Raw genomic sequence first — 25244 nt, 5'->3', positions numbered from 1 at the left:
CAGTAAGAGTGTGGCAAAGTTCTTTAAAGGATGCCACACTCTTTTAAATCTATTGTTGTTTATAATTATAAAGACTTTTTAAATATAGCTGTCAAAAAACCTTCCTCAGCAAATACATCATTCGATGAATCCATTTGTCTCATGTTTCTTATTTCAATTTCCTTAAAATCTTTAAAGATGTCCCTTAATTTTTGCTCCGTAAACCCCAAACCTCCTTTTAGGCTCCATAATCTATACACATCCCAATCGGTTATATCTGATCCGCCATACTTCCCATTTTCAAGAAAACAGGTAATACCTAACAAACCATCTGTTTTTAGAGCTCTTTTTATTAAATTGATATAACTAATCCTGCGATGAGGTGCTATATGATGAAAGCATCCTGAATCAAACACGATATCATAGCTTCCTTCATCAATAGCTAAATCAAATATATTATTATGTATAAAGTTGATTGCCAAACCACTCTCTTTCGCTCGTTCTCTTCCCCACTTCAGACTTTCTTCTGATGAATCAACGGCATCAACATGACAACCTTTTTCTGCAAAAAATACTGCATTTCGACCAGGACCACATCCCAATTCGAGCACTTTGCTCTCCGAAACAAATAAGCCCTTTTTGAAATACTCCAATAAGTTTTCATCAGGCCGATTAGAAAAAAAAGGGACATTCCGGTTACGATCCAAGTAAAATTGATCCCAGTCAAACCCGGTTTGTTCTTTTAATAATTGATCCATCATCATCAGCAAATCCTCATGACTATAAAGAGCTTCCATACTTAAACCTTCCTCTCCAAATTGATCCACGCTCCCCTAATCACCATTTTATAACAAATAATATATTCAGACTACATTACTACTAGATTAATTTGGTATGAACATTCACCTGTACGGCGCCTAATATAATATAAATGTTCACAAGCTATATTGAGACATTTAACATATATTAAGTTCCCAGGTTAACCGCAACCACTTCTTTAAATAAATTTGGTATAAATTTGGTTATGACAAAAAGTCCATGATTATCATGGACTCGTAGATTATGCCAGAGCACCCTCTGGATTATAGGCGGATATATCGATATCCGTTTCCTCTCCAACGATCAGTTTTGCGAGCTGAGAAGCGATAAATGGACCCATCGTCAAACCTGAGGCACCCAAGCCATTTATGACATAAAGATTATGGTGATTTGGCATGCGGCCAAATACAGGAAGGAAACCTGGCGTAAAAGGTCTGAAGCCGACCCTTGTTTCAGTCAAGCTTGCATCCGCAAGATCGGGAGCAAGCTGAATGGCTTTACTCAGCACTTCTTGGACGCCTCCTGCCGTTATTCTGATATCCATTTTTTCATCGTTTTCATGCGTAGCACCAACTATTATTCTTCCATCTGGAAAAGCAAGCAAATATTGATCATTCGGAGGAATGATTACTGGCCAATCATGTGTTTTGGCAGTATGAACCTGCAAATGACAAATCTGTGCTTTTTGGAAGCTGACTTCCATTCGATAGCCGAGTGGTTCTAGCAATTGTCCAGCCCAAGCGCCTGCAGTAACTACGACTTTTTCCGGTATCCATTCTTCATTGCCGGCTGTCACAACGATTTGCCCTGCTTCCAAAGAAAGCTGTGCTTCAGCTGATACGAAACGGGCGCCGTATTTTCTGGCTGCTCGTTGCAAGGCATTTCGTAAAGCCCGGCCATCGACGCGAGCAGCACCGCTGACATGCACAGCTCCATATCCCTCCGCAAGTAAAGGAAATAACTGGCGTGCTTCGTTTTCGTTAAAACGGGTTATCTTACCCATCTCCGGTGCATCCGCTCTGCGCTTTTCAGCACGTTGCTGCATTGCATCCAGTTTTTTGAGATCCTCATGCAGGCTCAACGCACCTACACGTTCATAACCCGTCTCAGTTTCTCCATCTTGACGGAGTTCTTCAATTATTTCCGGATAATAGCGAGCACCGCCTTTCGCCAGCTGGTACCAATCTTTATTTCGCCGCTGGGACAGCCATGGACAAACGATCCCTGCTGCAGCATCTGTCGCTTGCCCTTTATCAAAGCGATCGATCACTGTTACTTTTAAGCCCCGCTTCGCAAGCTTATATGCGGTAACCGATCCTGCTATACCTGATCCGATTATTGTTATATGCATATCGAACATCCTTTTCTTCGTTTAGCTACAATATACCAAATATACCATAGCATATCGGTCTTTTTTCAGTATTATAATCGAATGAGACAAAGTAAAAGTGAGAAGGAAAAATAAAAAGTCCAGTATGGAATGGCAATTCCTTTATATGGACAAGGCCGCCAGCTTGCATAAAAAAACCTCTCATATGAGAGGTTTTTTCTATTCATTCAATTAAAGCATAATTGCAATGCGCTTCGACTATTACTCTGCTTTTGTCGGAACCCAGCCTTTTGTCTGCAGGATGATGTTCCAAAGCGGATCTGGAAGACCGTGTTGATCTTCGCGGGCAGGGTCGATCAGGCGGATGATTTCGTCATCGCGTCCTTCTTTGATCTTTGTAACGAATTCCGGATCAATCAATAACTCACGTCCCATAGCAATCAATGGAACTCCTGTAGCTTTGGCCTCAGCCACGTCTTCGGCAGAGTACAAGGATCCGACACCAATCAAAGGTAGTCTGTCATTGATGCGTTCCTTGATTAGATCAATACGTTTAACGTTCGTATCCGCACCGCGGCGTGCTGTAGAATGGAAGTCCATTAAAGAAACATGCAGGTAATCCAAAGGTTTTTCCACTAGAGCATCAATCAGCTCAAGTGTTTCTTTCATCGTTAATCCAGGAGTTTCCGGTTCCTCAGGAGAGAAACGGTACCCAACGATGAAATCTTTGGAGCCATGTTTTTCAACAGCATTTCTGACTGCGTCAACAACAGCCAGTGGGAAGCGTAAGCGCTCGCCCCATTCATCTTCGCGGCGATTGGAGAATGGAGAGTAGAACTGCTGGATAATATAGCCGTTTGCACCGTGAATTTCGACGCCATCAAAGCCAGCTTCAATAGCACGGCGAGTTGCTTCGCCGAAATCGTCAACGATTTGCTGTACTTCTGCAGTCTCCAATGCGCGTGGTGTAGTTGCACCTTCTTTTTCTACAGCGCTTGGAGCAACAACATCCCCATTCGGTACAAGATTAGTTAATGCTTCTCGTCCGCCATGGTGAAGCTGGATGATTGCTTTAGCTCCCTCAGCCTTTATTGTATCTGCTTGTTTCTTCAGACCTGCTATATCTGTATCGCGTACAATGGATGGCTGTCCCGGGAACGCCTTGCCACTATCGGAGACATTGGTTGCAGCAGTGATGACTAAGCCGATCTCCTTGGAACGCTGCGCAATATATGCAAGCTCCTGATCGGAAATCGTACCATCAGGATTAGAAGAGTAATGTGTCATTGGAGCAAGTACGAACCGATTTTTCAACGTAACGCCATTTGGCAGTGTTAAGCTTTCGAAAAGAGATCTATATTTTTCATTCATTGGAATCTATTCCTCCTTTATATGAACCTTATTCTAGTTAGTTGTGAAAAAGGTAGCAAACAAAATGCTCATTCGTAAGTAGGTTATGATTTGTAACAGACTCTCATGAAAGAAGCTCGTTGCTGACTTGTTGGCTTCAGCAGTGCTGTCATCCTTGCTGACAGATATCACCGAACTGATCGCCGTGATAAACAACAGAATTCTCCAAACCGAACCGGTACAATGAAGATTGCAGGTTTGTTTAAACAAAAATTTAGAACGATGATTACATTTATGATTGAGTCACAAGTTCCATAATGCCCTCCTTTTTATAATCCCTATAAAAAAGGCATTCAAACTGCTCATGATTATTCAACCAAAATTTAATCCTGAAAATTTAGTTATGTATTTGTAATAAATTTTACATCTTTTTCACCTAAATGATATTGATAATCGTTATCATTTGAATTATACTAATAGTAGAACACATCATAAATGCCATAGAACAGAAATAAATCCCCCCCTCTTTGCATAAAGGTCTCGAGGAGATAATCCTTGAGACCTTTAGCCATTTATCTTTTTCTAAACCCTATCATTTCCATATGTTTCTCGCCCTTTGTTATGATTGAATCATTACATGTTAAGGGGGTTTTTGTATGAATAAAAAAGTTCAGCTAGGTAAAACAGACTTACTTGTAAATCCAATTGGTCTTGGAACAAATGCAGTTGGAGGACATAATATCTACCCAAATCTCGATGAGGAAACAGGACGGGAAATCGTACGGACTGCCATCGACCATGGTGTGAACTTTATTGATACTGCCTATATTTATGGTCCGGAACGATCAGAAGAATTAATTGGAGAAATCATTAGAGAAAAAGGCAATCGAGAAAACCTGGTTATTGCAACAAAAGGAGCTCATAAATTTGTAGAAAATGAAGTTATTTTTGATAACTCCCCTGAATTTCTAAAAAAAACTGTGGAAGATAGTCTGATTCGTTTGCGAACAGATTACATTGACCTCTTCTACATTCATTTCCCAGACCAAGATACTCCAAAGGATGAAGCAGTCGGCGCCTTAAAAGAACTGAAAGATGCCGGTAAAATCCGTGCCATCGGTGTATCTAATTTTTCATTAGAACAATTAAAAGTAGCCAATAAAGATGGATACGTGGATGTGATTCAATCTGAATACAATCTATTTAAAAGAGATGCTGAAAAAGAGCTTCTTCCTTATACCGCACAACACAATATTTCCTTTGTTCCATACTTCCCGCTTGCCTCTGGCTTATTAACCGGGAAATACACAAAGCATTCTACTATTGCTGACGGACGTTCCCGTAACCCATTATTCCAGGGAGAACTGTTTAATCAAAACCTGGCAAAGGTGGAGCAGCTTCGTAAAATCGCGAATAATAAAGATGTTCAAATTGCTCATCTTGTCCTTCAATGGTATTTGGCACAGGATTCAATTGATGTAGTCATTCCTGGAGCAAAACAGCCGGAACAAGTGATTAATAATCTTAAAACACTGAATGTTACATTATCTTCTGAGGAAATCCAACAAATCAGTTCAATATTCGAATAAGACACCAAAAAACAGCCGCATTAATAGCTCAGCAACCCAATCTGACGGCACAGACTTTATCATACAATAGGATGGAGTATCATCGATGGTTCCTTCTTTCCAAATGAGTAAATGAAAGAGCGATATCTGATACTCGGTAAAAAGCTATCTTAGACTAGATCTAAAAAAGGAGAGCGCCAAGCTGGCACTCTCCTTCTATCTTTTATTTTATCTTTGTATTTGATTGATTTTAGCAAGTGCCTGGTCTGTACTCCAGAAGACATTGTCTTCTCCAATCACATCCAGAATACCGCCTCTTTCAAATCGGCTGAGAACTCTGCGCTGTACACCACTAAAGATGATGGTTACACCCTCTTGTTTCTTTAATTCGCAGAATTCCATCATTGCTTGTACTCCTGAACCGTCAACGGAGGAAACACCGCGCATGGAAAGAATCATAACCCCTTGATTGATGTCTTCCAGTCGCTCTGTCAACGAGCTTACCGTTGCAAAGAAAATAGGCCCAGTAAGATAAACAACCCGTATATCATCATATGCCTGATCTAATTTTATTCCCTTGTCTTCTAATTTTTCTATATCCACTTTACTGATATTCATCTCTACGTCTGCACTGTTAATAACAAATAATATGGCAGAAAGAGCAATTCCCGCAACAATAGCAACCGTTAAGTCAAACACTACAGTAGCAAGTAAGGTTAACATGAATTTAAAGATGGCCCCTTTGAATTTGTGAGAGAAGATATAGTGAATACTCTCCCATTCATTCATACGCCATGCTGTTACAATCAAAATACCCGCTAATGCGGACATCGGTATGCTTGACATAATCGGGCTAAGGAGAAACATCGACAAAAGCAGGCCAATTGCGTGGAAAATTCCTGTCAATCTTGTTTGCATGCCAGCTTTAATCGCCACACTCGTACGGGCAATCGCAGCAGTAGCCGGAACGCCGCCAAAGAATGGGATAATCATGTTCCCGATTCCCTGTGCAACCAGTTCCCGATCTCCATTCATTTTTTCTCCAACCATACGACCGGCAGATGCTCCGCATAATAAACTTTCAATCATTCCTAAAGCCGCAATACTGATTGCCGGCCAAATTAATGGCTCTATTTTAGTGAGTGATAAATCTCCAAACATGAGTCGGTTTTCCGGTAAAAAAGTTTTTGGTATATCTCCTACTACCGCAACCGGTAATTTTAAAAAGGTATTGATAATTAGAACAAGCAATAAGGCTGCTAAGGAAGATGGAATAAACGCATTCCATTTTTTCGGCCAGAAGATCATCGTGACAACGGTAATCATTCCAATCAATACCGTGGCAAAATCAGGATGGAAACCATTCTCTATGTAAGAAATGATTTGACCAATTGGATTCTCTCCGCTCGATTCAACCCCAAAAAAGTTATCTACTTGTCCCATTGCGATTATAATGGCAATCCCTGATGTAAAACCCGTGATAACTGGCATCGGTATAATAGAAACAACACGGCCAAATTTCAGTAGACCAGCAATCACCAATAAGATACCAGCCAACAAACAGGCAATAAATACTCCATCCAGACCATACTGGGCAACAACTGCTATCAATATAGCAGACATCGCTCCTGTAGGTCCTGATATTTGATAGGATGCACCTGATAGCATACTGATAATTAAGCCTGCTAAAATCGCTGTAATTAATCCAGCAGCTGCATCTGCTCCACTGCTAACCCCGAACGCGAGGGATAAAGGCAGCGCAACAGCGGTAACTGTAATACCTGCCATAATATCTTTACGAAGCTTCGCCGAATTATATCCGGCAAATTCATTATGCAAATCGAGAATATATTGTTTAAACATGCCGATTCTTCTTTCCGTAAGTAATATGATAATAATTGCAACCTTATCATTATACTGACCTCAGAAATTGAAATCTACATACAATCAATTCCAATTATGACCTATAATACGATGTATGATAATTGTTCCAAAAGCAATCTTTTAATTTGTGCTTTTGGGAGATTTTATCTCTCTAAATCTGTAACTCTCTTTCCATATCTAATCAATCTCAAAAAACAAACCAAATACTTTTAAATAGAAAAACTTGTTAAAACTTTGTAAAATATTGTAGAATTAACTTTTAATACCAACAGAAAGAGTGGGTTATTCTGCATAAAAAAATATTCAAATGGCAAATTGGTCACCGATTCTTCTGGAGTTTATTAACTATTGGATTAATATGGATCTGTTTAAACTTAGCATCCCTTTTTTATGTAAAGAGTGAATTTGTTTCTTCAAACGAAACAATGGAACAACTAGAAGCCATGAACGAACATGTATTAGTTCTCTATCAATCTTTAATCGATCAAGAGACCGGGCAGCGAGGATATAGTTTATCTAAAAATGATGCCTTTCTTGAGCCATTTTATGCAGGAACTGAGACATTTCAACAAACTTCTGAAAAACTCAAAGAAGATATAACCATTTTTCCAAGCGTAAGTAAATCTGTTACTGCTTTGATGACTAGCGGAGAAAAATGGAATAGTGAGTATGGGAATGTTCAAATTAAGATCATAGAAGATAATAAATTGATTCCAAATGAAGTACTTGATAATAGTAAAATGGCATTTGATAACATACGGATCCATTATAAAGAGGTAACGAATGAAATCAGACTGTTAAAATCAAAAATGGAAGAGCGCTCACAAAACAGGGTAATGATTATTCTAACCGTTTTTTGTTTTGGAATTCTGCTCATGCTAGTACTTGCTGTTTTCTATATCATTTGGCATTTAACCAATTTGGTTCAGCCAATTGTTGAATTAGAGCAAAGTGTTACATCCTATTCCAATAAGGATTTTACAGTTAAAGTCCCAGAATATCATAAAGATGATGAATTGGGCCGTTTAATCATCGGTATCGAGCACATGCGTACTGAACTGAGAGAAAAGTTTTTCACACTTGAATCTATTGCCTATAAGGATGGATTAACAGGTATCAATAACAGAAGAACGGCAGATTACTACTTAACGAAATTTATAGAAAAGGCCCCAATGGAAAATGATTTAAGTATTATATTAATAGATATCGATCATTTCAAGAATTTTAACGATAAATACGGACATTTAGAGGGAGATCGGGTATTAAAGCATATTGCATCTGTTCTCGAGAAGAATGTAAAAACCTTTGATGTACTTGCCCGTTTTGGTGGTGAGGAATTTATTCTCATTTTGCCTAAAACCAAATATCCGTGTGCATTGAATGTCGCTGAGCGCTTACGAAAAGCGATAGAAATGGAGCCCCTTGGTACGTATAAAATCAGAGCAAGCTTTGGTGTAACCACCTTTGAAAAAGGGGACACCTATACTTCTTTTATTCATAAAGCAGATGAAGCCCTGTATAAGGCTAAAGCAAATGGAAGAAATCAAGTGGAACTCAAACTTACAAATATCGAAGCACAAAGCCAGAATTAATGGTTGAGTGCTTTTTCTATTTTCAACAGAAAATGGCTATCATGATTTTCACCATTCCATTAATTCTGAAGATCGGCTGCCCAGCCATTGCCTATTCCATTCAAAAGGAATAATAATAGACCAGGTATTAACCAGCTAGTAATAAAAAGAATAGGATCCAATAATGACATCTGCATCATATCCATTTCAGGATACACAGCACCAAGCATCATGGCACCACCCCCAGCTAAAGCTCCAAAAGAAACAAATGCCAGCAAAAGAGCAAGAAGCAGACGAATATACGTACTCAACATCCTGAAACAAACTCTTTAAATGTAAGAGTAATTTTAACGGATCATGCAACATCCGTACCATACTTAGCTATTAGTTTTTATAGGATTCAAACGGATGATTCTATCGTCTTTGTCAGATGGATTGCCTCTGCCATCCCGATTATTTGTCATCATATACAAGGACCCATCCGGTGCTTCAATGATATTTCTGATTCTCCCGTACTTTTCTTTAAAGAGAGATTCGATTTTTTTTACCTGTTTGCCAGATTCATCAAGTTCTATCTTAAGCACCTGCATGCCTCGTAAATTGGCAACCAGTAATTGATTTTTCCATTCACCCTTCGAGACAAATGTCATTCCTGAAGGTGCCCATGTTTCAGTTGCACTTTGGGCTATAGGGGGTTGCATCCCCTCTTTTGCTTCATCCCCCTGAATAATCGGCCAGCCATAATTTTTTCCTGCCTCAATTAAATTGATCTCATCATGTGCCGATTGGCCGTGTTCCGAACTGAATAAGTCTCCTGTTACAGGATGCCAGGCTAGTCCCTGTGGATTACGATGTCCGTAACTGTAAACAGGCGATTCCTCGATTGGATTATCATTCGGTATGGAACCATCTGTATGGATTCTGAAAATTTTCCCGCCCATACTTGTCTTATCCTGAGCTAAGTCAGGTTCATATCGATCTCCTGCTGTAATATAAAGCATTCCGTCAGGACCAATCTTCATTCTCCCTCCATTATGATTCGTATCACCAACAATCCCATCCAGAATCACTTTATCAATACTAGCTTGATTGTCATCGACTATAAGACGAAGAACGCGGTTTTTGATTTTCCCATTATCTTCATAGGTGTGGTACGTATACATAAAGTGATTCGTTTGGAAATCAGGATCTAGCGCCAATCCAAGTAATCCTCCCTCTCCTTCACTAAAGAAAGGTGCCGGTAAAGACAGAAGCGGCTTTTCCACTACTTTTCCATCACGAATTTCCCTAATTTGTCCGGGTCTTTCTGTAAAAAACATTCTCCCATCTTCAGCAATAACCATTTCCCATGGAACATTCAGGCCTTCAGCAACCACTTCAATATCATATGGTTGTTTTTCATTTGTATCTGTCTGCCTGACAACGGTATCATTCTCCTCCTCTTTTGAACAACCGAGTACGACCATGATGATTAAATAAGGCAGTAACAAACGAAATACTGTTCTCATATTAGCCTCCTTTTTTTACTTCGATCATTCTGAGATGTCATACGTGATGGATTTTTTGACCCTGTTTTTTCAGGGCGATTAGGCGGATATCCATGTGTGTTTCGATATGCTTTCCTTTCGTCCGTAAAATCTGACCACTCCAGTACACTATTCAATTCATTGGCATGAAAAACAACGCAGCGGAGCTATGGTTTTGTTAAATTTTATCATAATCCCCTCTTACAACTAAACTATCAAGAAAGATAGGACCAATTGAGTTATAGAATAACTTGAAATATCCGAGTAAATTATCCATAATAGAATAACTTGGGAGGAAAAGAAAAGATGACTAATTCAGAAGCAAATATTACATTATTTCGTGCAGTTAATGACATAGGAAAAGAATATCCGGATATAAATCCACTTTTTATTTTCTTCGCTGAATATACGGTTTATTGCTTGATGCTAGTTCTGTTGTTTTACTGGTTAACTCGTAAAACAGAAAACAAAATAATGGTCGTAAGTGCCGTTATTTCTTTTTTTATCGCTGAAGTAACTGGTAAATTAATTGGATTGGTCTATTCACATCATCAACCATTTGCCGTTTGGTCCAATGTAAACAAGTTAATAGAAAAAGAGGTCGGAAACTCGTTTCCTAGTGACCATACGATCGTGTTCTTCTCAGTTTGTATATCTATTGCCCTCTTCCGCAAACGATTCTGGTATTTATGGGCAGCACTTGCACTTCTTCTTTCTATTTCCCGAATCTATGTAGGAGTCCATTATCCTGTTGATATTTTAGCAGGAGCTATTCTTGGATTTGTTTCTGCTATACTCGTCCATAAATTCGTTCCTAAACAGAAATGGATTAGACACTCAATTGCTTTATATGAAAAGGGAGAAAGTTATCTATTTGACCGAAATAAAAGCATTTAATTTAAAATCACCAACATGAATGGCCACCGACAATGTCGGTGGCTTTTTATTTGTAGAACTACGTATCTTATTAAATTAGACTATGTTAAGGTATAATTATCCGAAAATTACATTTATTTTGGAAAGTTTATTCCCTGGGAGGTAGATTATATGAAGAATAAAAAATACCGTAAAGTGAACTATAACGAGGGGAATACTGCTAAATAAAAGAGCGTTTCTCCACATTTGAAAGGGGAAATTCGGTTGAATCAATCTTTGTTAATTATTGATGCACAACAAGAGTTAATAGATGGGAATCAAGAAGTTAGTGCTGTTTTTATGAAAAACAGACTTATCAGGAACATTAATTTAGTAATTGATAAAGCAAGAGAATTAAATATTCCGATTATTTTTGTAAGGGATCTAGATGTTGCTGGGGGTAAAGGTAAAGGATTTCAAATTCATGAAGAAATTCGGGTACCTGTGGATGCAAAATTCTTCGATAAGACGGCAACAAACACCTTTCATGGGACTGGACTTTTAAATCATTTACACTCTAAAGGAATAGAACATATTGTTATAATGGGCTGCGAGACACAACACTGTATTGATAGTGCAGTGAGAACAGCCACTATCAATGGATTCGATATTACATTAGTTGGGGATGGTCATTCTACAGCCGGCAATACGGTTTTAAACCCGGAACAAATCATCCAACACCATAATGAAACTCTTCATGGGCATTACAATGTTGAACATTTTTCAATTGTGAGAGATGCGGTTGAAGACCTATTTCATCCGAATCATGATTCATATCGATAAATTTATAGGTGTATGACAGAAATTTCCTCATCTTTCAAACAGATGGGGATATTTTTGTAAACATTAAGAAACTCATTTCAGAAGCAACATTATTATCATAAATTGGCCTCCTCGATAATAAGATATTCTTGTATCAAAAAAATCTTCGAAAGCAGGGATGTATATGTTGGCTTCTAAGATAAAAAAACCCTCTATTCTAATAGGTATTGTGATGGCCGTACTTCTACTTTTCTCAGCCTTCTTTGGTCCAGTACATATTGGTGGAGCACAATCGGAAAGTCAAGAAACAACGCCTATTCAATAAAATTAACAAGCAGTCTATATAAATAGGGCAGAACAACACCAAAGGGGTTCGATACCTCCGGCTTCACACAATATGTATTTTAAAAAGCGCGGCAAAAAAATGCCGTGTTCCAGTGCTGATCAGTATAAACCCGGCGATTTAGTTTTATAGAAAACAAAATTTATTGGTGCTTCATCAAAAAGGGTTAGAACCCGAGAAATGAATCTTGATTATTGGAAGAAACACTGTGCAGGAGCAAAACAAGTAGGTAAGTAAAGATAAAATAGCAAGAACAAAACTCTTTTTCTATATGGAAAAGAGTTTTGTTCTTGCTAGATTATAATACTTCACAATGATACCTCGACTATTATATTTAACAAAATTAAGGTATCCATAAACCTAAACGACTTTTAAGATATCCTCCAACCTTTAAATATTACATTTTCAGCTTTACTTTTACCCATTCACGGACACTATTGATAAACCATATATTTGAGGACTTTTCCAGTTCTTGAATGGTAATGTCTTTTTCCGTAATTACTTCTCTTTTTAATAAATATTCTCGAAAAGTTCCTTCTAATAATCCACAATCCGTACTAGGTGTATATAGCTGTCCACCCATTTCCACCACAATATTACCATTTGTAAATTCGGTGATTTCACCATTTTCATTCCAAAGGAGAACATCAAAATACTCCGGATATACCTCCTTCATCTCTTTATAAACAGCTCGGTTCGTTGTTTTATGATACAGAAAAATATCGTCCTTTAAAATTGGTTTTTTAGCCAATATGACCTCTGCTGATAATGGTATTCGTTCCATTTTATGAAACTCAATTGTAAGATTGCATAACCGATCCGCCAGCACTCTAACTTTATATTCACCTTCTGGATAGTTTTCGGATTCTTTCAAAAGAGTGTCCCTGACTTTATCTTTCGTAAACTTATATCCAAAATACTCAGCTGAACGCTCCATGCGATTTAAATGCTCGTCAAGTAAAAAATAGACGCCATCAATCAACCGAATTGATTCTAGCAACTCAAATACAGTCTGTTTTGTCTCCAACACTTTAGCTTTAGTAAGGACTTCTTCATATTCATCCTCAGCTGTCGAATCCCAAGTGATTCCACCGCCAACACCATATTGAGCATCACCTGTTGGATGATGAATAATCGCTGTGCGAATTGGTACATTAAAAACCGCTTCTCCACCAGGATTCAAATAGCCAATGGCACCACAATAAACCTCCCGGGGACTGTTCTCAAGCTCAGCAATTACTTCCATTGTTTTCACTTTCGGGGCTCCCGTAATGGATCCACATGGAAAAAGAGCACGAAAGATATCCACAAGCTTTGTATCAGCTTCCATTTCGGCAGTCACAGTGGATGTCATCTGATGAACAGTCGGATATTTTTCAATTTCAAATAGTTTCGGCACCTTAACAGTTCCCGTCTTGGCAATTCTTCCAAGATCATTTCTTAACAAATCTACAATCATGACATTTTCAGCGCGATTTTTCTCAGAGGAGACCAGCCGTTCAACATGCACCTGATCCTCTTCTAACGTCCTTCCACGCTTAATCGTGCCTTTCATCGGCTTGGTGGTTATTTTTCGATCCTTAATTTGAAAAAATAATTCTGGTGAAGCAGAAACAATCGCATAGTCCCCAATATCCAGATAAGCAGAATAGTTGGAGGACTGCGCCTTTGCGAGTTTTTTGAAAAAACTCCTGCTATCCCCGGTAAATTGCGAATTCATTCGAATAGTATAATTCACCTGATAGGTATCACCTTGTTCAATTCTTTCCCGTATAGTCTTTATAGCCTGATCATATTCCTCCCTGCTTACTGAAGGCTGCCAATTTGTTAAGGCATATTCCCCATTCGCATCAATTTCCTTTTCACTCGCCTCATTATAAATTCCAAACCAGAGCAAGGGCATTTTGGAACCGTTAGTGATTTTAAATGAAGAATCGAATGCTGGTGCTGCTTCATAGGAAAGGTATCCTGCTGCATAGTATCCTTTATCTACTGCATGTTGTATCTTTTCTAAACAAGAAACCACTTCATCAAGTGTATGTGTTTTAATAATCTCCACTGGTTTCTGATATATTTTCTTGGTGACTTGACCATCTGGATTGGCAAACTGAAAGGCCAGCATTAAACCGCCTCCCCAAAAAAGTTTTCCAAGAGCTTCAACCCATACTCAGTTAATATCGCTTCTGGATGAAATTGAACACTCTCTATCGGATAGTGCTTATGCCGCATTGCCATAATTTCTCCATCCTCACTTAAAGCACTTACCTCTAGGCTTTCCGGTAGATTGGCCCGATTCACAACCAGCGAATGGTATCTGGCAACTGAATAAGAAGTTGGCAATCCACGAAATATCGTCTGTCCATCATGTTGAATTTTAGAAATCTTCCCATGCTTTGGCTGACCTGCTTTAATAATGTTCCCTCCAAAATATTGGCCTATGACCTGGTGACCTAAACAAACACCCAGTATCGGAATTTGTTGATGGAATACCTCTAACACTTTCATACTGATTCCAGCTTCATTAGGATTACCAGGACCCGGGGAAAGCAGAATCGCTTCCGGCATGATCTTTTCTACTTCCTCAATGGTGCATTTGTCATTTCTAACAACATGAACATCATGTCCAAGTTGTTTAATATATTGGACTAAATTAAACGTAAACGAATCATAATTATCAATGACCAGAATCATACACTTAAGTCTCCATTTCAACTTCTTTTAAGCGTATTATAACTTGATTTCACCATTCAACTAGTGCCATTTTTATCCTATTAATAAATTTAAACCTTACCTTACACCAGCTTCCAATATGCTAAATGTTTTTCGTTCGCAATTTAATTCACCCATGGCTCCAAGAGGAATAATGCTCATTGGAGCTGTATGTCCAAAACTCATATTATAAAGAATTGGCAAATCGGGTAACTTTAACTCATCTCGCACCACCATCAGGATAGCTTCCTTATATTCGTCGTAATAGCAATCATCGTATGGCTTGGAAAATAACAATCCTTTGGCATTTTGCAAAATTCCTTGCGCTCCATAATTGCGCAGCCATCCAATAAACAGCTCTGGACTGACTTTCACTTCTGAAGTCTCAAAAAATAAAAGTTTATCCTTCCATTCCGCTTGCGCAGGCCACACTACAGTCCCTTTAAGCAATTCAAGTACCTCCATGCAACCACCCAACAATTGCCCCTTATGTATCCCTTCACCCTGTAGTACTTCATAACCAATATGAGGAACTGTCTTTCTTTTCCGTGTCCAATTCTGCTGCTCCCATGGGATATATTCACTTGTCCATTCAGAAGGCGGCCCAATTTCGCCAATCGGTTCTCCTGAAAACAAAACCTTTTTTACCCAATGATTTGTATAATCAAAAGCCTCCACATTTTCTGCAAATTCAGCCAGAATCGATGGACCATAATAACTCATCACACCAGCTTTATAACAAATAAAATGAGTGACGGTTGAATCAGAATAACCGAGGAAAATCTTTGGGTTCTTTTTGATTACCTCATAATCGATGTATGGCAGCATGCGAATACTATCATCCCCGCCAATACATGAAAATATTCCCGTAATGGACGGATCTTGAAATGCATTCATCAAATCGCGTGCCCTCTCCTCCGGATGCTTATACACATATTCAGAACCCTTTAAAGTATGAGCCAACTCCATAACTTCTAAGCCGAATTCCTCCAACCGTTCCTTTCCCACCTGATAACGCCATCGAATATCAGGGTCTCCCGCTCCACCCCATGAAAGGCTGACTGTAGCTATACGATCTCCACTACTCAATCGATTTGGTTTTTGCAACTCCATCCAACTCACCACTTTCTCAATTCTCTTCGTATTAGATAAAGTATAGTACAATATATACCAAATTTGAGAATAATTATATAATCTTTGCCTTTGAATTTAGCAATTTATAAATCTTCATTAACTTAAAATTAGGGACTCTATTGGATTCTTTGATAGCTTCCTTATCGATAAAAAAGCTCCCACAAAAATGGCAGCTTCCTAGAATACAATTATGTTGTATGAATCTCCGACTACTATTTTATCTTTTCAAGATTTTCCACAGCATTTCTTATACTTTTTTCCGCTTCCGCATGGACAGGGATCATTTCTGCCTGCTTTTATGATCACAGTTTGGCTCGAATTATCAGGTTGATGTTGGCCAGCCCACCAAGCAAGTTCTTCATGAATGTTTGTGATGGGTCGATAATCATTGGCATACATTGGATCATATTCTCTAAATTGTGCCTCCACATCATCGAGTGACATATGAAAGGCATCTACTTTCTTTTGAGCAAAAATTTCTGCTATATCATCATATAGATTTCGAAAATTCAGTACCATACAGGAATCAATTAAAATGGTATATATATATCCCGATTCATCTTCCAGCCCACCCTGCAGAAGATCATGGTAGTAATACTCTATCATTTCTATTGATATACGTTTTTGCAATACAAGTGATGTAATGGCCTGAATACCAGTAGCACGAATACTCTCATCCAGCGATAGATCATCAATTAATTCAAATAAGGCATCCAGTTCCGGTATTATGGGGCTATCCTCGTCCATGACTATTTCTCCCGTATATGTATCAGCAAGAATTCGACCTACCGTTGTAACCATATAGTCATCAAATAAATCCAATGCAAGATCATTCGTTAATTTTAATATTTCTAAAAATGGATAAAATGCTTCCTTGGCACCTAACTGCCCTAATATAATAGAGGCATAAATATGGTCAAATCGATCCGGTTCATTTAAAAATAATTCTGGTTCCTGACTAACAAGTTTTAAAATATCCATTAGTTCGGAAATAGCATCCTCACGATTCAATAACTGATCCAGCTCATCTTTTGGGTAGGTATCCCCTATATAACGAATCTTTTTTATTAATTCCTTAGTTGAAACAATTGGCATATCCATATCAACAGCACCTCCGTACCCTTCTTATATAACTAGTTTACCAAACTCCCTGACAGCTCCTCTACTCGCAAACGATCCGAAAAATTGTTAAAATTAACAAAATAACAGTATAAGTATCTATTATATTGTTTTTCACCAAGGGAGTGTCATAATGAATAAACATTGGATAAAGGTTTTTATAGGAGCTTTCTTTGAAGTCATCTGGGTAAGCGGCCTTAAAAATGCAGATACTATTGGGATGTGGCTGATTACACTTGCAGCTATTTGTATCAGCTTCTATATGATGATTGATGCAAGCCGCCATCTACCAGTTGGTACGGTATACGCTGTATTTGTTGGATTGGGTACGGTCGGTACTGTTGTTGCAGAAATCATTTTTTTTGGAGAACCATTAATGATAGAGAAAATGATGTTAATCCTCCTCTTATTAATAGGTGTCATCGGATTGAAAATGGTGACCGATGAGGACAGTTCCAAGAAGGAGGCTAACCTCTAATGGCTTGGTTTGCTCTAATCGTCGCTGGATTTTTAGAAATTTTCGGTGTAGGCATGATTAATAGACTGAATAAAAATAGAGATTTCTTATCTCTTCTTCTTTTAATTATCGGATTCTCCGGCAGTTTTTTCTGCCTATCATTCGCAATGAAGACACTTCCCATGGGAACAGCCTATGCAGTGTGGACAGGAATTGGCGCTTCTGGCGGCGCATTAATTGGTATGTTTTTATTTGGAGAAGCTAGAAGTTTAAAGCGTGTTTTTTTCATATCGCTCATTTTAATTTCAGCGATTGGCTTAAAATTAATATCATAATGAGAACACAAAGAGAGTCTGCCTAAATAGGACAGACTCTCTCTTTACTAGTTTAAAATATATCTTTTTATTACCATTAATAATAAATATATGCAAAACGTTTACAAGGATTTTTTGCATTTATTCGAAATTTTTATCTAAAACACCATACTCTAGTAAACAACTTGCATAGCACGGCTTTTTTGATTACTTATCCAACCATTCCATGATGATCTCTTGAAACTTCCCATAACAGGCAGTGCTCATTAAGGCAGGATCCTCGTTTAATGAAGCAATCATATTTTTAACCAAATAATGTCGCGGGGCTTTATTATGCAATAGTTCATCTTGCAGAAATTCAATTATTTGCAACTTTTCCGCGCGATACTCAGCTTCAAAAACCTCTTGTTCAAGGTAAGTTTTCAGTTTGTTAACGGATTGGATTAAATCGTAGCAAAAATCCCTATTTCCCTTAGGACCATCTGGAATAAATCGATTTAATACTTCCGGTTCGAGTAAAACAACATCATTTTTACTCACATCATCAACAATCGCCTTAATGCAATCTAAATAATACCGAATGGCTCTTTCCGTATCGTTATTTCCCTTTGCTATACTATAAAAGTGCAAGTGGTGTTGGATCATGGAGGAAAGAAGAATCGCACAATCTAATAAATATCGTTTCTTCTCCACCCCAAATATATCGACCAGACGGTTATGAATCCAATTTAAATATAACCATCGCGTTTGTTTCAAATACTCTTTTAATTCGACATCGTTCGAAACCATTACATCCTCTATAAGAACAAATAATTGATTATGGGAATGTGATTTTCTTTGTATATGAAGTTGTTCTATAAAAATGTCTATATCACTTAGATTTTTTCCAATAATCATTTCATCCCGCTGTTGGTGATACTCTTCCAGGAACGAATCGTATACAGCTTTGAATAGTTCACTTTTAGACGGGAAGTAATTATAAAAAGTTCCTCTGGAAATACCGCTATCTTCTAAAATTTCTTGAATAGATGTATTTCTATAGCCTTTTTCAATGAAAAGCTTTTTCGCATGGTTAATGACTTGCTTTTTTCTTACGTTCATGACAACTCAATCCATTCCTAATGACTTCAGTTATTTGAGTGTATATTAGCTCAAATCTTGGGTAAATACAAATTTATATATACTGAATTTTTTTAATTGCCAAATGAGGGGAATGGGAGTAATATATTCAACATGGATTTAGAGTCTAAAAATTAAACACATAGTATAAAAAAGGGAGAGAAGTACATGACAGCAATTGAAAGACAACAAGTGCGTCCTAATTATGGAATCATAGCTATTCTTTTAGCCGGTGCATTTGTATCTATATTGAACTCAACATTATTGAATGTTGCTTTACCGTCCATGATGGCAGATTTTAAAGTTGAGGCAACAACGATTCAGTGGCTAGCAACAGGTTATATGCTGATAAATGGCATTATCATTCCTACGACAGCCTACTTAATTCAAAAATACTCGGTTAGAAACTTATTTATAACCGCCATGATACTCTTTACAATCGGAACAGTTTTTTCTGGTTTTGCACCAAGTTTCGCATTGTTATTAGTTGGAAGAATGATTCAGGCAGCAGGTTCTGCTATTATGATGCCGCTCTTAATGAATGTTCTTTTAACGAGCTTCCCAATTGAAAAACGCGGTGGTGCGATGGGGATCTTAGGACTTGTTATGATTTTTGCACCTGCTATTGGTCCTACATTATCAGGCTGGATTATTGAACATTATGAATGGAGATATCTGTTCTATATGATCATTCCTTTCGCCGTTATTGTTTTACTGCTTTCAATCTTTAAATTAAAAGATACGAAAGAAAGAAATAACACTACATTAGACGTCTTATCCGTTATTTTTTCAAGCATCGGATTTGGAGGATTGTTATATGGATTCAGCTCAGCCGGCAGTAAAGGCTGGGGAGATGTTGAAGTATTCGGTACACTGATTGCCGGTGTAATCGGTTTGATTTTGTTGATTGTTCGCCAATTCAAATTGGAAAAGCCGATGCTTGATTTCCGTGTCTATAAATATCCAATGTTCTCATTATCTTCAGCTATATCAATTGTTTTGAATATGGCGATGTTTTCAGCCATGATTTTAATGCCAATTTACCTGCAAAATATACGTGGTATATCCCCATTAGACTCTGGTTTATTAATGCTTCCAGGTGCAATCATTATGGGAATTATGTCACCTATTACAGGTAAATTATTTGATAAATTTGGCGGTCGTGTTCTTGCCGTAATCGGTTTAGCCATCACAGTCGCTACAACTTATTTCTTCAGTCAATTAACAACGGATACTACTTACGGAACATTAATTGTGATGTATTCTATTCGTATGTTCGGGATGTCAATGGTCATGATGCCGATTATGACTAACGGGATGAATTCATTGCCTGCCCGATTAAATCCACACGGTACAGCCATGAATAGTACACTTAATCAAGTGTCCGGGGCAATTGGTTCTGCCTTGCTTGTTTCGGTCATGACATCCCGTACGAAAATACATGCGGAAGAATTAGCTGAAAAAGCAATGAGCAAACTGACAGGCCAACCAAGTCCTGAAGCTATTGCTCAAATGAAGGCGGAAATAGGTGCTCAAGCCACGGTTAATGGAATTAACGATGCCTTCTATGTAGCTACCTTTATCGCTGCACTGGCTCTTTTCCTTGCCTTCTTTGTTAAACGTCCAAAGAGAGCTGATGAACAAATTGAATCACAAGAAACTCAAAACCTCTCCCATTAAGGAGAGGTTTTTTATATTATTCTTCCCATTTCCATTCCTCGATATTATTTAAAACAAATAAAGGTTGCTCATTTGATTGAAACGTCTGCTCGCCTATTTTTAGCTCTTTCTTTGCAAAGAATAAATGGTCGGGATTAACCAACCACATCCATGGCACATCCTCTGCAATCTGCTTCTGAATCATTTGCCACAGCTTAAAATCACCGTTGGCTAGTGCCCCCTCCATCAATTGATCCACTTCCTCAGAAGAATATAAATTCGTATTATAAAATCCGGTTCCAATACTATTCGTATGATACCTGCGATATACATCAAAGGGATTATGATTACCTGCGCGCATTATAATCGGATCTTTAAACTTATTTGAACTGATTTCCTCCCATGTTTGACCAACCAATTCCACCTCAATACCCAGCTCTCTCAATTGTTGCTTGAAGATTTTCGCCATTGCATGTGCTGTACAATCAGATTCCAAAAACTGTAGATTAAATCTTGCTTTGAGTCCCTGTTTTTCAAGAACACCATCTTCATCCCTATCTGTCCAACCCGCTATTTCTAGAATTTCCTCAGCCTTTTGTATATTATGATATTCTGGCTCTATATCTTTGTAGCCCCATGGAAGCTGATCAGCATTATTGTATGCTTCTTCCCCGTACCCATATAAAACTTCATCTATAATGTATTCACGATTAACCGTTAAATTAATGGCCTGTCTGATTGACCATTCACTCGTTACATCATTTCCTGCCTGCTTCCCTTCAATTTCTGCTCCTGATGGAGCGGTAACAAAGGCAATCCCATATTGATCAATGCCTTTAAAGCTATTGATCTCCATTCCATCCACACCGACATTTGCATAAGCAGGGGATGTTTGAGCTACATCCACCAATCCCTTTTGTGCCGCAGCATAGGCCTCTTCCTCATCCATAAAAAGCATCGTAATCTTTTTAAAAAAAGGTTTATTTCCATAATACCGTTCATTTCTAATGAAAACTGCTTGTTTACCTTCCTTCCATTCCTTTAAGATAAAAGGTCCCGAACCAATGGGATCTAGTGCGTAAAAATCGTCGTAATGATTTTCAGGAACGATTCCCAGTTGAGCAGTTGTATAACTAAAGGTAGATAGAGGTTTCTTCAATCGAAAATGGACCGTGTAATCATCTACCACCACGGCTTCTTTTAATAAAGATAAATCCAACCATCCATTATGCTTAGCTGTATTAAATGTAAAAGCTACATCATCTGCTTTAACTTGTTCACCGTTCGAAAAATAAGCATCATCTCTAACTTTAAATTCCCAGGTCAATTTATCATCACTAATCTGATACTCATCAGCTAGATCATACGTAAGTTCCATATCCTTATCAAACGATAATAAAGTACTTTGAATGATTGCAGTAGCATTGGCTGAGGAAAATACTAAAGGGTCAACGCCTTTAATTGCCTCTGGTGTCAAAGCCAATGTTAACTCATCCTTAGTGGTTGTTGCTCTACTGACTCCCGCTCCAACATACAGCCATCCGCTTGCCAGAATAAGAATCAGGATTATTTTCATTATTTTCATCAACTTTATCCCCCGCTGAACTAACGCTTTACTAAAGCCAGTACCAAGTAGTCCAAGTACTAAATAGTATTAGTATGTACAGGCGATTCCTCTTCATTCTATTCATCAAAAAGAAGAGAGTCAGATTCATTCTGTTTTCTCTCTTGCCTTATTCTCATGCTGTTTACTCTTGTGGAATCGAATGGACAATCGGGATAAAGTGATGCTCTATTAGGTATCCTTTATTGCTCCATCACGTGAATCCATAATTGTACCAGTTTTTCTTCAAAGTTCTGCTCGGAGCCCCCTTCCGAATCGTTCGGAACAGCATTCTCTCGTTCAGAACCACCCTCCGAATTATTCGGAATCTAGTTATATTATCTTTGATTGGGCAGATAAATATACTTTTAAATGATTATTTTGGGTCCTTTAACAGATGAAAAGATTCCTGAGAGAATTCGATTCTTAACAGTATCTAAATAATACAAGCTGTAAAATAGGTGGTTCTTCTTTAAGCTACTAAAGGGGTGGGTTAGTGAAAGAAGACTTGGACTATTATTTTATCTTGCTGAATATATGATGCTAATATAAACGAGTAGATAAATTAATAAATAGAGGTGTATTAATGAAGTTAGGTGAGTTTACTGTTGGACAGGTGTTCGAAACTAAATCATTCAAATTATCTAAAGAGGATATTATGAGATTTGCAACTGAGTTTGACCCTCAATATATGCATCTGGATGAGGAAAAAGCAAATCAAGGAAGGTTTAATGGAATCATCGCTTCTGGTATACATACATTAGCCATTTCATTTAAGCTGTGGATTGAACAAGGCATCTATGGTGATGATGTCATTGCTGGAACACGGATGAATAATATAAAATTTATTAAGCCCGTGTATCCTAATGATGAATTACATACCATTGTTGAGGTTATTGATAAGGAAGCTAAGAAAAATGAAACGGGAATTCTTACAGTACTGTTAACTACTTTCAATGATAAAGAAGAAAAAGTTTTTGAGGGTGACTTGTCCGTATTAATAAAACAATGAAGGGATATTGAGCAGAAAGTAAATATTCTATTTAATAACTCCAGTCTCGAACTTATGCTAGATTAAGGAGTTGTTTTTAATACATTGTGAAAAAATGACTTACATTAATAGGGACTTTAGCGGAACAAGAAGACGGCTTTTCACCGTCTCCCTTTTTTAACTATTAGCAACAGTGTTTATGAAAAGAGCCTTTGATTAAATCCTATATCACTGCCGATGGAATCCATGTCAACTTTCCGTTTTCTGTTTGTCCCGTTTATCCGTTATACTCTTTTCTAATCCTAACGTATTCCCGGAGCCTTCTTGTCCTCTTGAGACTAAATAAATACGCGCTTCATAGGCATTCAATTTATAAGTTGGTGCTTCATTATAGTTGGTAATTAGTAAAGATGATTTGCTCAAGTCCATTTCATTTTCCAGATTAATCTCAATCGATTTCGGCTGATGATTCGAGACAAAGTATATCGTCTCATTCGCATAGCTTCTTATATAACCGTAAAGATGAGGATGCCCTTTGAAAATTTCCTGATAGTCTCCATATACGAAGACCTTATGCTTTTTTCTTAACTCAATTAGTTTTTGATAGAAATAAAAGATGGAATTTGAATGGAGTAATTCGTTATCCACATTAATTGTTTGATAGTTCGGATTAACCCCAATCCACGGCTCGCCTGTTGTGAATCCCGCCTGTTTCCCACTGGTCCATTGCATGGGTGTACGGCTATTATCTCTGCTCAGTGGCTGTAAATTACAAAGTACCTCTTGTGGGTCCGCTCCCTTAGAAACTAATTCAGCGTACTGATTTTTCATCGCAATATCATTATATTCATCAATCGAAGAGAGACGAATCCCTGTCATACCTATTTCTTCTCCTTGATAAATATAGGGAATCCCCGGCAAAGAATGAATCATAGCCGCAAATAGCTTAGCTGATTGAACACGGTGCTCATTATCATCACCATATCTGGTAACCACTCTTGTATGATCATGATTATTTAGAAATTGTGAGTTCCAGCCCTTCCCCTTTAACTCTTCATACCATCTTTTCTGAATCTCTTTAAATTTTTTCAAGTCCCAAGTCGGCATTTCATCACATACTTCAAAGTGAAACAAGGTATTCAATTCATGACGGTCCTTATCTATATATAATAAACCCTGCTCCGGTGACACAAAAGCGACCTCTCCGACAGTTAACATATCATAATGACGCAATACCTGTTCATTCATCTCCCGTAAATAATCATGTACTTTCGGATGATTGGCCAGATAACGAATATCATAAGGATCCTCCGCATCTAGAAACCCCTCCGGCTTCGCAAGCAGAGCGATGGCATCAAGCCTGAAACCCTTAATTCCTTTCTTCAGCCAAAAATGCATGACTCGATATATCTCATTGCGTACCTCTTCGTTCTCCCAATTTAAATCCGGCTGTTCAGCTGCAAATGAATGAAAGTAGTACTGTTTAGTTTGTTCATCATTTTCCCATGCAGACGGGGAAAAATAGGAACGCCAATTATTCGGCGGATTCTCCTGAACGCCATCTCTCCAAATATACCAATCTCTTTTTGGACTATCTTTGCTGGATTTAGACTCTTTAAACCACTCATGCTCATTTGATGTATGGTTTACGACTAAATCCAGTATAATTTTCAGATCTCTTTTGTTTGCTTCACTAATTAATTCCTCAAAATCCTCCATACTGCCCGCTTTAGGCATAATGGAATAATAATCAGAGATATCATATCCGTTATCTTGATCAGGGGAAAGATAAAAAGGATTGAGCCAGATGACATCTGCCCCTAACTTTTTTATATAATCGAGTTTCTTTATTACACCACGTAAATCTCCATATCCATCTCCATTACTATCATAAAAGCTCCTCCAATAAACTTGGTAAACGACACTTTCCTTCCACCATAGCTTCTCCATATCTCCACCTCTAATATGTATTTTATGTGCATTATACTTATATATTACCCACAATTCACCTTCTTTTACATTTTATACAAAAAGTAATATAATTTCTGAGATCATAAAAAACTGCCCCTAAAGGTAAGTTTTCACTTCCTTT

The 25244-nt window shown here is 37.9% G+C and carries 22 protein-coding genes; 9 read left to right on the top strand and 13 right to left on the bottom strand.

Annotation, left to right across the window (positions count from 1 at the left end; all coding sequences use genetic code 11):
* Positions 1-65 precede the first annotated feature (65 nt).
* The 3 genes from AC4G3L_RS15490 to AC4G3L_RS15480 form a co-directional block, all read right to left on the bottom strand.
* On the bottom strand, positions 66-776 hold the full coding sequence (locus tag AC4G3L_RS15490; protein ID WP_491077975.1) for a class I SAM-dependent methyltransferase: 711 nt from the start codon (positions 774-776) through the stop codon (positions 66-68).
* A 263-nt stretch (positions 777-1039) separates the two neighbouring features.
* Positions 1040-2149, bottom strand: coding sequence for an NAD(P)/FAD-dependent oxidoreductase (locus tag AC4G3L_RS15485; RefSeq protein ID WP_491077893.1), 1110 nt, complete (start codon positions 2147-2149; stop codon positions 1040-1042).
* Between the two features lie 240 nt (positions 2150-2389).
* The gene (locus tag AC4G3L_RS15480) at positions 2390-3499 is read right to left on the bottom strand and encodes an NADH-dependent flavin oxidoreductase (protein ID WP_491077892.1); all 1110 of its coding nucleotides are present in this window, start codon (positions 3497-3499) and stop codon (positions 2390-2392) included.
* A 635-nt stretch (positions 3500-4134) separates the two neighbouring features.
* On the opposite strand from AC4G3L_RS15480, the gene AC4G3L_RS15475 reads away from it, so the two are divergent.
* A complete protein-coding gene (locus AC4G3L_RS15475) occupies positions 4135-5067 on the top strand; it encodes an aldo/keto reductase (RefSeq protein ID WP_491077891.1) in 933 nt (310 codons plus the stop codon).
* A 207-nt stretch (positions 5068-5274) separates the two neighbouring features.
* On the opposite strand, the gene AC4G3L_RS15470 is transcribed toward AC4G3L_RS15475, so the two are convergent.
* Positions 5275-6909 (bottom strand): SulP family inorganic anion transporter, encoded by a 1635-nt coding sequence (locus tag AC4G3L_RS15470; protein WP_491077890.1) that lies wholly within the window; start codon positions 6907-6909, stop codon positions 5275-5277.
* Between the two features lie 446 nt (positions 6910-7355).
* Between AC4G3L_RS15470 and AC4G3L_RS15465 the strand changes: the two genes are divergently transcribed.
* Complete coding sequence (locus tag AC4G3L_RS15465) at positions 7356-8522, top strand: sensor domain-containing diguanylate cyclase (protein ID WP_491077889.1); 1167 nt, start codon at positions 7356-7358, stop codon at positions 8520-8522.
* Positions 8523-8581: 59 nt separating this feature from the next.
* On the opposite strand, the gene AC4G3L_RS15460 is transcribed toward AC4G3L_RS15465, so the two are convergent.
* Positions 8582-8815: a hypothetical protein gene (locus AC4G3L_RS15460; RefSeq protein WP_491077888.1), complete on the bottom strand. Its 234-nt coding sequence runs from the start codon at positions 8813-8815 to the stop codon at positions 8582-8584.
* A 63-nt stretch (positions 8816-8878) separates the two neighbouring features.
* Positions 8879-10009, bottom strand: a complete 1131-nt coding sequence (locus AC4G3L_RS15455) for a PQQ-dependent sugar dehydrogenase (protein WP_491077887.1) — start codon at positions 10007-10009, stop codon at positions 8879-8881.
* 324 nt (positions 10010-10333) lie between these two features.
* Between AC4G3L_RS15455 and AC4G3L_RS15450 the strand changes: the two genes are divergently transcribed.
* The 3 genes from AC4G3L_RS15450 (at position 10334) to AC4G3L_RS15440 (ending at position 12029) form a co-directional block, all read left to right on the top strand.
* Positions 10334-10924, top strand: a complete 591-nt coding sequence (locus AC4G3L_RS15450; protein WP_491077886.1) for an undecaprenyl-diphosphatase — start codon at positions 10334-10336, stop codon at positions 10922-10924.
* 243 nt (positions 10925-11167) lie between these two features.
* On the top strand, positions 11168-11725 hold the full coding sequence (locus AC4G3L_RS15445; RefSeq protein ID WP_491077885.1) for an isochorismatase family protein: 558 nt from the start codon (positions 11168-11170) through the stop codon (positions 11723-11725).
* Positions 11726-11888: 163 nt separating this feature from the next.
* Positions 11889-12029: a hypothetical protein gene (locus AC4G3L_RS15440; protein WP_491077884.1), complete on the top strand. Its 141-nt coding sequence runs from the start codon at positions 11889-11891 to the stop codon at positions 12027-12029.
* 415 nt (positions 12030-12444) lie between these two features.
* Here AC4G3L_RS15440 and pabB read toward each other — a convergent pair whose 3' ends face one another.
* From pabB to AC4G3L_RS15420, 4 genes are all read right to left on the bottom strand, one after another.
* Positions 12445-14169, bottom strand: coding sequence for an aminodeoxychorismate synthase component I (pabB, locus tag AC4G3L_RS15435; RefSeq protein WP_491077883.1), 1725 nt, complete (start codon positions 14167-14169; stop codon positions 12445-12447).
* Positions 14169-14738, bottom strand: coding sequence for an anthranilate synthase component II (locus AC4G3L_RS15430; protein WP_491077882.1), 570 nt, complete (start codon positions 14736-14738; stop codon positions 14169-14171). Before AC4G3L_RS15430 ends, pabB begins: the two co-directional genes overlap by 1 nt.
* 96 nt (positions 14739-14834) lie before the next feature.
* The gene (locus AC4G3L_RS15425) at positions 14835-15869 is read right to left on the bottom strand and encodes a S66 family peptidase (protein WP_491077881.1); all 1035 of its coding nucleotides are present in this window, start codon (positions 15867-15869) and stop codon (positions 14835-14837) included.
* A 246-nt stretch (positions 15870-16115) separates the two neighbouring features.
* Positions 16116-16991, bottom strand: coding sequence for a DUF1186 domain-containing protein (locus AC4G3L_RS15420; protein WP_491077880.1), 876 nt, complete (start codon positions 16989-16991; stop codon positions 16116-16118).
* 151 nt (positions 16992-17142) lie between these two features.
* Between AC4G3L_RS15420 and AC4G3L_RS15415 the strand changes: the two genes are divergently transcribed.
* Positions 17143-17487, top strand: a complete 345-nt coding sequence (locus tag AC4G3L_RS15415; protein WP_491077879.1) for a DMT family transporter — start codon at positions 17143-17145, stop codon at positions 17485-17487.
* Complete coding sequence (locus AC4G3L_RS15410; protein WP_491077878.1) at positions 17487-17801, top strand: DMT family transporter; 315 nt, start codon at positions 17487-17489, stop codon at positions 17799-17801. Before AC4G3L_RS15415 ends, AC4G3L_RS15410 begins: the two co-directional genes overlap by 1 nt.
* A gap of 186 nt (positions 17802-17987) precedes the next feature.
* On the opposite strand, the gene AC4G3L_RS15405 is transcribed toward AC4G3L_RS15410, so the two are convergent.
* Positions 17988-18881, bottom strand: coding sequence for a TetR/AcrR family transcriptional regulator (locus tag AC4G3L_RS15405; protein ID WP_491077877.1), 894 nt, complete (start codon positions 18879-18881; stop codon positions 17988-17990).
* 186 nt (positions 18882-19067) lie between these two features.
* Between AC4G3L_RS15405 and AC4G3L_RS15400 the strand changes: the two genes are divergently transcribed.
* On the top strand, positions 19068-20579 hold the full coding sequence (locus AC4G3L_RS15400; protein ID WP_491077876.1) for a DHA2 family efflux MFS transporter permease subunit: 1512 nt from the start codon (positions 19068-19070) through the stop codon (positions 20577-20579).
* 16 nt (positions 20580-20595) lie between these two features.
* On the opposite strand, the gene AC4G3L_RS15395 is transcribed toward AC4G3L_RS15400, so the two are convergent.
* The gene (locus AC4G3L_RS15395) at positions 20596-22143 is read right to left on the bottom strand and encodes an ABC transporter substrate-binding protein (protein ID WP_491077875.1); all 1548 of its coding nucleotides are present in this window, start codon (positions 22141-22143) and stop codon (positions 20596-20598) included.
* Between the two features lie 604 nt (positions 22144-22747).
* On the opposite strand from AC4G3L_RS15395, the gene AC4G3L_RS15390 reads away from it, so the two are divergent.
* On the top strand, positions 22748-23173 hold the full coding sequence (locus AC4G3L_RS15390; RefSeq protein WP_491077874.1) for a MaoC family dehydratase: 426 nt from the start codon (positions 22748-22750) through the stop codon (positions 23171-23173).
* 228 nt (positions 23174-23401) lie between these two features.
* On the opposite strand, the gene AC4G3L_RS15385 is transcribed toward AC4G3L_RS15390, so the two are convergent.
* Positions 23402-25102, bottom strand: a complete 1701-nt coding sequence (locus AC4G3L_RS15385) for a glycoside hydrolase family 13 protein (protein ID WP_491077873.1) — start codon at positions 25100-25102, stop codon at positions 23402-23404.
* Positions 25103-25244 lie beyond the last annotated feature (142 nt).

The sequence above is a fragment of the Bacillus sp. z33 genome (assembly GCF_058313615.1).
The sequence above is the reverse complement of the archived record's forward strand: the minus strand, read 5'-3'. Positions and strand labels throughout refer to the sequence as shown.